Annotated in this window: 6 protein-coding genes and 2 pseudogenes; 3 read left to right on the forward strand and 5 right to left on the reverse strand. The window is 58.9% G+C overall.

From position 1 onward, the window contains the following. The 5 genes and pseudogenes from fliI to ACWCQ1_RS51200 form a co-directional block, all read right to left on the reverse strand. A pseudogene (gene fliI, locus ACWCQ1_RS51180) lies at nucleotides 1-671 on the reverse strand (flagellum-specific ATP synthase FliI); the annotation flags it as partial. A 2-nt stretch (nucleotides 672-673) separates the two neighbouring features. Continuing rightward, nucleotides 674-1429: a flagellar assembly protein FliH gene (gene fliH / locus ACWCQ1_RS51185; protein ID WP_451030026.1), complete on the reverse strand. Its 756-nt coding sequence runs from the start codon at nucleotides 1427-1429 to the stop codon at nucleotides 674-676. Continuing rightward, entirely contained in the window at nucleotides 1413-2429 is a 1017-nt protein-coding gene (gene fliG / locus ACWCQ1_RS51190; RefSeq protein ID WP_127734594.1) for a flagellar motor switch protein FliG, read from the reverse strand. Before fliG ends, fliH begins: the two co-directional genes overlap by 17 nt. 16 nt (nucleotides 2430-2445) lie before the next feature. Further along, nucleotides 2446-3294, reverse strand: a pseudogene (gene fliF, locus ACWCQ1_RS51195) (flagellar basal-body MS-ring/collar protein FliF); the annotation flags it as partial. Between the two features lie 22 nt (nucleotides 3295-3316). Next, nucleotides 3317-4294, reverse strand: a complete 978-nt coding sequence (locus ACWCQ1_RS51200; RefSeq protein ID WP_451030023.1) for a hypothetical protein — start codon at nucleotides 4292-4294, stop codon at nucleotides 3317-3319. A 136-nt stretch (nucleotides 4295-4430) separates the two neighbouring features. Between ACWCQ1_RS51200 and ACWCQ1_RS51205 the strand changes: the two genes are divergently transcribed. The 3 genes from ACWCQ1_RS51205 to ACWCQ1_RS51215 all read left to right on the forward strand — a co-directional run bounded on the left by ACWCQ1_RS51205 (nucleotide 4431) and on the right by ACWCQ1_RS51215 (nucleotide 8993). Then, entirely contained in the window at nucleotides 4431-7055 is a 2625-nt protein-coding gene (locus tag ACWCQ1_RS51205; protein WP_358610265.1) for a valine--tRNA ligase, read from the forward strand. A gap of 89 nt (nucleotides 7056-7144) precedes the next feature. Further along, nucleotides 7145-8629: a bifunctional tetrahydrofolate synthase/dihydrofolate synthase gene (gene folC / locus ACWCQ1_RS51210; protein WP_451030024.1), complete on the forward strand. Its 1485-nt coding sequence runs from the start codon at nucleotides 7145-7147 to the stop codon at nucleotides 8627-8629. A 4-nt stretch (nucleotides 8630-8633) separates the two neighbouring features. Further along, nucleotides 8634-8993, forward strand: coding sequence for a DUF4233 domain-containing protein (locus tag ACWCQ1_RS51215; RefSeq protein WP_451030025.1), 360 nt, complete (start codon nucleotides 8634-8636; stop codon nucleotides 8991-8993). Nucleotides 8994-9073: the final 80 nt, after the last annotated feature.

Consider the following 9073-nt stretch of genomic DNA (forward strand, 5'->3'; position numbering starts at 1 on the left):
TGATCACTTGTTGCTACAACAACGATCGACCGCTTTAAGCCTTCAGGACCTAAATCTCGTTCAATGAACTCTCTTACCTCTCTACCACGCTCTCCAATTAAGGCAATAACATTGAGATCGGCTTTGGTGTTTCTTGCGATCATACCAAGCAGAGTACTTTTTCCGACACCACTTCCGGCAAAAATCCCCAAACGCTGTCCTGTTCCGACTGTTAGAAGGCCGTCAATCAGGCGCACCCCAACCTCCATCGATTCTGAAATCGGCGGTCTTTTTAATGGGTTCGGCGGGTCTTGATCAATCGGAACACTCTTTAATCCTTTTGGTAATGATGTGCCATCAAGCGGCATTCCAAGTGCATCAACGACTGTTCCAATCATGGCAGCACCAGCTTTAACTTCTAGGGGTTCAGATGTACCTTCTACTAAGCAGCCTGGTGATATATCGTTCACTGTCGTATATGGCATTAGAATGATGCCATCTTCTTTAAATCCAACTACCTCTGCTTTAATAACTCGTTTATTTTTTGTACCAATATATATGTTACACACATCACCTATTGAGCTTTCAGGACCTTGCGACTCTATCATAAGACCAACTACTTTTTTAACCCTGCCATAACGTTTGTAAGGATCGATGGAATCGATCGATGATAGAAGTTCTGCCGCTCTCATCCTCATTCACTCTCCAATAGGTCTAGTAATTTTTGTTTAATCATGAGCAGCTGTGTATCAACACTTGCTTCAATGCGTCCATTAGCTGTCTCGATTATGCAGCCATTTTCTGCTGCTGCTTCATCAGGAAAAATAAACAAATTTGGTTTGATTGGAAATAACGATAATAATTCTTCCTTTTCTGAAAGGAGGTATTGATAATGAATCGGATTAACATGCAATTGAATTTCCTTTTGGTCTCTTGTTTCCTTCAAAACCTTTTTGACGAGCTGCATAAAATATTCTTCTTTTTCTGAAATACTTGTCTGAACAATCTTTTCAGCTACCTTCATGCTAAGTTCCAGGATTTCTGTTTCAGCACTATTCAAATATTTATCATAGTCCAATTTGCTTGCTTGAATGATTGATTTCGCTTCTTCAATATGTTCTGCATACTCTGTAAATCCAGCCATTCTTCCTTCATCAACACCAGATTGGTAACCTTCTCGATGGGCTTCTTCCATCAAAAGGTTTTTTTCTGATTGCCAATTGTTTTTTTCCTGTTGCAGCAGCTCTCTTAAAGCTGCTGCTTCTTTTTCTACATTCTCGCGGATGGCAGCTGCGTCGGCAGTCGCCTGTTCCACGATTTTTGTGTATTCTGGATCAGCATGAAAATCTGTTCCCTGAAAGTTATTTACATACTTAATGGAGATAATCTTTTCATTTGCTTGTTCTGCATTTGCCCAACTTGATTTAATAAGCCTAGACAATAATATCATCTCCTCCACCGCGCGCAACGACAATCTCACCAGAGTCTTCTAAACGTCTGATAATAGCAACAATTCTTGATTGTGCTTCTTCAACATCTTTCAGGCGGACAGGTCCCATGAACTCCATTTCATCCTTGAAGGATTCAACCATTCTTGCAGACATGTTACTGAATACAATTTCCTTCACTTCGTCACCAGAAACCTTCAATGAAAGCATAAGGTCTTCATTTTCACAGTCACGGATAATACGTTGAATTGCTCTGTTATCCAATGTAACAATATCTTCGAATACGAACATTCTTTTCTTAATTTCTTCTGCCAACTCAGGATCCTGTATTTCAAGAGCATCAAGAATTGTTCTTTCTGTCGAGCGGTCAACACCATTCAACACTTCAACAACTGCCTCAATACCACCGGTTTGTGTATAATCCTGTGTTACAGTGCTAGATAGTTTTCTTTCTAAAATTTGTTCCACTTCATTAATAATTTCAGGAGATGTACTGTCCATAACAGCAATTCGCTTCGCAATATCTGCCTGCATTTCCTGTGGCAGCTCAGATAATATCTGGCCTGCCTGGGTTGGATCTAAATAGGAAAGTATTAATGAGATTGTTTGTGGATGTTCATTTTGGATAAAGTTAAGGATTTGGCTCGGGTCGGCCTTTCTTGCAAAATCAAACGGTCTAACTTGCAAGGAAGAGGTTAATCGATTCAAGATGACAGATGCTTGATCTGTTCCTAACGCTTTTTCCAAAACTGTTTTAGCATATCCGATACCGCCTTGAGAGATATAATCCTGTGCTAATGCTATGTTATGGAACTCTTCTAGTACTTCTTCTTTAGAAGAGTTCTCCACCTTTTTAACACCAGATATCTCTAAGGAAAGTTTCTCTATCTCTTCTTCACTTAAATGCTTATAAACAGAAGCTGCTACATCTGGTCCTAATGATATAAGTAGAACAGCAGCTTTTTGTTTTCCTGTAAGCTCCGTAGCTTCTTTTCGTGCCATCGGTATCCTCCTTGCCTTATTCCTCTGTTATCCAAGTACGAAGAAGTTTCGCAAAGTCTTCTGGCTTATCTTTTGCCATTTTCTCTAATTGTTTTCTGCGAAGTGTTCCCTCTGATTCCACTTCATCATTTACGTCAGGAATGGATACAGGTGAAATAATTTCTTCTTCCGGCTCTGCTGCTTTCTTCTTACGACCTCTTACAAACAAGAAGATTAATAATCCAATTACAGCAAGTAATACTCCACCAACTGCGTATACCCACCAAGGAATAGACGTGCTAGTTGTTTCTGATGAAGCAGTAGTTTTTCCGTTAAATTCTTGTACAGATACGGCAATTTTGCTTTGTAAGTCTGCATCTGAAAGAGTGCCTGTTTCTGTCTTATCAATAGAAGTTCTTACGATTGTTCCTAGCATATTTGTGATGTCGTCAACACTATCTTGTGAAAGTGAAGATGGATCATCTGCTGTAGGAGGCTCTACCATAACTTGAATACCAAGGTCACGGATTTTATATGGACTCTCTACAATTTGCTTTTTAATTCTATTAACCTCGTAATTAATTGTGTTATCAATTTTCTCAGAGTCACCAGAACCTGATGTAGTTGTTTCCGTGTTCGTAGTAGTTGTATCTGCCTGATCTTCTGCTTCAGGTGTACCTTCTGCTGCAGCACTACCTCCTGTATATGTTTCAGAGATATTTTGTGCGCTCACTTCGATACCCTTCATATTTTCTTCATCAACTGGCGTAACCAGGTTTTCTTCTCTGTTTTCTTGGGTAAAGTCAATATCTGCAGTTACTGAAACCATGACTTTATTTTGTCCCATTAATGTGCCAAGCATTTGCTGAACTTGTCTTTGAATGTCTTTTTCATGCGTCCGCCGCCCGTCAGGCCTTGACGCGGACGTCGTTGCGGAGCTTGGCCGCCAGCGCCGCCGTGTCGTCGACCGACGCGGCCGAGCCGGTGGTGAGGGAGGCGAGGCTGAAGCTCGTGACGTCGGCGACCGTGCTGTGGTCGCCCCAGATGCAGATCGGCATCTCGAAGGTCTTCGGGGCACCCGCGCTCGTCGACGAGGTGCCGTCGTTCTCGAACTGGGCCACCTGACATTTCATGATGCCGTTGGCGAAGCCCGCCGGGTGCACCACCTGCGGGCTGCCGAGCAGCTTGCCCTTGGTGGTCTTGTCCTTCGTCGCCTCGGACTTGACCTTCGCGAACATGGCGTCGACGACCGCCTCCGGGTCGTCGATCGTGCCGTAGACGCCGCCGAAGCTCAGGTTCGACTGGGACAGCCCGCTGCCCTTGGCGTACCCCGCGCTGACGTCCTGCGGGTTCTTCACGCCCCACTTCTCGAAGTCGGCCTTGTCCTCGTCGCTGAACGAGTCCGAACTGTCGGCGCTGTTCGACTTCTTGTAAGTGCCGCCGATGACGGTCGCCGGAGTCGTCAGCTTGTGCGCCCCGTCGTTGGCGATGCCCCCACCGCCCCCACTGCCGCTGCTCCCGCCGATCACGAAGTACACGCCCACACCGATCGCCGCCACGGCCGCCACCGCGCCGATGATCAGCCCCGTCTTCTTCTTGCCGCCGCCGGGCGCGGGCGGCTGCGGAACGGTGTAGGGCTGCTGGCCGTAGGGAGGCTGACCGTAGGGAGGCTGCTGCTGGCCGTACGGGTTCTGCTGCGGCGGCACGCCCTGCGGGGGCTGCTGCGGGTAGCCGTACCCCGGCTGCGGGGCCGTCGGCGGCTGCTGGGGGTAGCCGTAGCCGGGCTGGGGCGCCTGCGGCGGCTGCTGGCCGTAGGGCCCCGGCTGACCGTACGGTCCGGGCTGCTGGGGCTGCCCGCCGTACGGGCCCGGCTGGTTGTAGCTCATCTCTGGGTTCCCCTCCAGATGCTTATGTGTTCCTGACATCCTGGACCAGCCACGGCTCGCACAGGGCGGCGGGGGCCCCACCGTTACAGAGCAAACACGTTTCGGGACACACCCGCGACACCCCTAAACTGACCCCGTGACCGAGAACGCTCAGCAGCAGCCTTCAGCGCCCAACACCGAACTGCCGACCCAGTACGCGCCGGCCGAGGTAGAGGAGACGCTGTACGAGCGCTGGGTAGACCGGGGTTACTTCGCCGCCGACGCGAAGAGCGACAAGCCCGCGTACACCATCGTCATCCCGCCGCCGAACGTCACCGGCTCGCTCCACCTGGGCCACGCCTTCCAGCACACGCTCATGGACGCCCTCACCCGCCGCAAGCGCATGCAGGGCTTCGAGGCGCTGTGGCTGCCGGGCATGGACCACGCCGGCATCGCCACCCAGAACAAGGTCGAGCAGCAGCTCGCCGAGGAGGGCAAGTCCCGCCACGACCTCGGCCGCGAGGAGTTCGTGGACCGCGTCTGGCAGTGGAAGGAGGAGTACGGCGGCAAGATCCTCGGCCAGATGCGCCGCCTCGGCGACGGCGTCGACTGGGACCGCGAGCGGTTCACGATGGACGAGGGCCTGTCCAAGGCCGTCCAGACGATCTTCAAGAAGCTGTACGAGGACGAGCTGATCTACCGCGCCGAGCGCATCATCAACTGGTGCCCGCGCTGTCTGACGGCCATCTCGGACATCGAGGTGGATTACCAGGAGGACGACGGCGAGCTCGTCTCGATCAAGTACGGCGAGGGGGAGGAGACGCTGGTCGTCGCCACCACCCGCGCCGAGACGATGCTGGGCGACACCGCGGTCGCCGTCCACCCCGACGACGAGCGCTACCGGCACCTCGTCGGCAAGCGCATCAAGCTCCCGCTGACCGACCGCACCATCCCCGTCGTCGCCGACACGCACGTCGACCCCGAGTTCGGCACCGGCGCCGTCAAGGTGACCCCGGCCCACGACCCGAACGACTTCGCGATCGGCCAGCGCCACGACCTCGAGTCGATCACGGTCATGGACGAGCGCGCGGTCATCACCGTCCACGGACCCTTCGAGGGCCTGGACCGCTTCGAGGCGCGCTCCGCGATCGTCGCGGCGCTGCGCTCGCAGGGCCGGATCGTCGCCGAGAAGCGGCCGTACGTCCACAGCGTCGGCCACTGCTCCCGCTGCGAGACCACCATCGAGCCGCGTCTGTCCATGCAGTGGTGGGTCAAGGTCGGCCCGCTCGCGCAGGCCGCCGGGGACGCGGTCCGCGACGGACGGGTCACGATCCACCCGGCGGACATGTCGAAGCGGTACTTCGACTGGGTCGACAACATGCACGACTGGTGCATCTCGCGGCAGTTGTGGTGGGGCCACCGCATCCCGGTCTGGTACGGCCCCGAGGGCGAGGTCGTCTGTGTCGGACCGGACGAGGAGCCGCCCGGCGGCGAGGGCTGGACGCAGGACAGCGACGTCCTCGACACCTGGTTCTCCTCGGGCCTGTGGCCGTTCTCCACGCTCGGCTGGCCCGAACAGACCGAGGACCTGCGGAAGTTCTACCCGACCGACGTCCTGCTGACCGGCCACGACATCATCTTCTTCTGGGTCGCCAGGATGATGATGTTCGGCCTCTACGCCATGGACGGTGAGGTCCCCTTCCGCACCATCGCGCTGACCGGCCTGGTCCGCGACGAGCGCGGCAAGAAGATGTCGAAGTCCTTCGGCAACGTCGTGGACCCGCTCGACTGGATGGACAAGTACGGCTCCGACGCCGTCCGCTTCACCCTGGCCCGCGGCGCCAACCCCGGCACCGACGTCCCGATCGGCGAGGAATGGGTCCAGGCGTCGAGGAACTTCGCCAACAAGATCTGGAACGCGACCCGCTTCGCGCTGATCAACGGCGCGACGATCGAGGGCCCGCTGCCGGCGCCGTCCGAGATGTCGGCGACGGACCGCTGGATCCTCTCCCGCCTCAACAAGACGGTCGCCGAAGTCGACGCCTTCTACGACGACTTCCAGTTCGCGAAGCTCAGCGACGCCCTCTACCACTTCGCCTGGGACGAGGTCTTCGACTGGTACGTCGAGCTGTCCAAGACGACGTTCCAGGCGGGCGGCGAGGCGGCCGAGGTCTCCAAGCGCGTCCTGGGCGAGGTCCTCGACGTGACGCTGAAGCTGCTGCACCCGGTCGTCCCGTTCGTCACGGAGACCCTCTGGACCACCCTCACGGGCGGCGAGTCGATCGTGATCGCGGACTGGCCGAAGGACAGTGGGTTCCGGGACGCGGACGCCGAACGGGAGCTGGAGGCCCTCCAGTCGGTGATCACCGAGGTCCGCCGCTTCCGTCACGACCAGGGCCTGCAGCCGGGCCAGCGCGTCCCGGCCCGGCTGAGCCTGGACGGCACGGCCCTCGCCCCGCACGAGGCGGCCATCCGGCAGCTGCTGCGCCTCCAGCCGGAGGGCGACGCCTTCACCGCTACGGCGACCCTGCCGGTCGCCGGCGCCGAGGTAGCCCTCGACCTCTCCGGCACGATCGACGTCGCCGCCGAGCGCAAGCGCCTGGCGAAGGACCTCGCGGCGGCGGAGAAGGAGAAGGCCCAGGCGAACGCCAAGCTCGGCAACGAGGCGTTCCTGTCGAAGGCCCCGGACAACGTGGTGGAGAAGATCCGCACCCGCCTGGCCAAGGCGGAGGAGGACATCACGAGGATCCAGGCCCAGCTGGACAGGCTGCCGTCCGCCTGAGGACTCCGCCCGCGTCGAAGGCCCCCGGAAACGTCCAGTTCCGGGGGCCTTCGCCTACGTCTGTCAGTCCCGCTCCGTAGACTGGCCCCGTGAGTGACAGCGACCCCTTCGACGAGATCGTCGCGGCCGAGACCGACCGGGACCCCGATCTCGCGGTCATCGAGGCCGGCAGCCGCACCCTGCGCACCCAGGGCGGCCAGCCGCAGGCCGACGTGCCCGCCCGTCCCGAGGACCCGGAGCTCGACCGGGCTCTGCGCGAGGTCGAGGCGGAGCTGGCGACCCGGTGGGGCGAGACCAAGCTGGAGCCCTCGGTCAGCCGCATCTCCGCGCTGATGGACGTCCTGGGCGAGCCGCAGCGCTCGTACCCCTCGATCCACATCACCGGTACCAACGGCAAGACGTCGACCGCCCGCATGATCGAGGCCCTCCTCGGCGCCTTCGAGCTGCGCACGGGCCGCTACACCTCCCCGCACGTCCAGTCGATCACCGAGCGGATCAGTCTGGACGGCGCCCCGATCTCCGCCGAGCGCTTCGTCGAGACGTACCAGGACATCAAGCCGTACATCGAGATGGTCGACGGACAGCAGGAGTACCGGCTCTCCTTCTTCGAGGTGCTGACCGGCATGGCGTACGCGGCCTTCGCGGACGCCCCGGTGGACGTCGCCGTCGTCGAGGTCGGCATGGGCGGCTCCTGGGACGCCACGAACGTCATCGACGGTGACGTCGCCGTCATCACGCCCATCGACCTCGACCACACCGACCGGCTCGGCGAGACGCCCGCCGCGATCGCCGGTGAGAAGTCCGGCATCATCAAGCAGGACGCGACGGTCATCCTCGCCCAGCAGCCGGTCGACGCGGCGCAGGTGCTGCTGAAGAAGTCCGTCGAGGTGGACGCCACCGTGGCCCGCGAGGGCCTGGAGTTCGGCGTGGTCGCCCGTCAGGTGGCCGTCGGCGGCCAGCTGCTCACCCTGCGCGGTCTCGGCGGCGAGTACGCCGAGGTCTATCTGCCGCTGCACGGCCCCTACCAGGCGCACAACGCCGCGGTGGCCCTCGCCGCCGTGGAGGCGTTCTTCGGCGTCGGCTCCCAGCGCCCCGAGCCCCTGGACATCGACACGGTCCGCAAGGCGTTCGCGTCCGTGACCTCGCCGGGCCGGCTGGAGGTCGTACGGCGGTCCCCGACCGTCGTCCTCGACGCGGCGCACAACCCGGCCGGCGCCCGTGCCACCGCGGAGGCGGTCGGTGAGGCCTTCGACTTCAGCCGGCTGATCGGGGTGGTCGGGGCGAGCGGCGACAAGAACGTGCGGGGTCTGCTGGAGGCCTTCGAGCCGCTCTTCGCCGAGGTCGTCGTCACCCAGAACTCCAGCCATCGCGCGATGGACGCCGACGAGCTGGCCGCGATCGCCGTCGAGGTGTTCGGCGAGGACCGCGTCCAGGTCGAGCCGCGGCTGCCGGACGCGCTGGAGGCGGCGATCACGCTGGCCGAGGAGGAGGGCGAGTTCGCGGGCGGCGGTGTGCTCGTCACGGGCTCCGTCATCACCGTCGGCGAGGCCCGACTGCTGCTGGGGAGGGGCTGACCGAGTGCGTACGCTCTGTGCTTCCACGCTGATCGGCGAGTTCTTCGTGATCGGTTTCGCGGGACTCGTCGCCATGAAGGACCCCGACCTGTCCATGGGGACGGTGTGGACGGTCAGCGGCATCGCGATGTTCCTGTGCCTGCTGCTGTGCGGCGTGGTGACCCGGCCGGGCGGCATCGCCTTCGGCTGGGCGCTGCAGGCCGCGCTCATCGCCTCCGGCTTCGTCGTGCCGACGATGTTCTTCCTCGGCGCGATCTTCGCGGCCCTGTGGTGGGCCTCGGTGCACTACGGCCGCAAGATCGACGAGGCGAAGGCGAGATTCGCGGCCCAGGAGACCGCGACCCCGCCCCCCGGCGCACATTGACCATCGACCAGAGGCTGCCGGGCCGTCGCGGCGTGATCCTCTGCAGGAAGTACCTCTCGTCAAGTGCCTTGCGCTGCCCC

It is taken from the genome of Streptomyces sp. NPDC002144, from assembly GCF_053593695.1.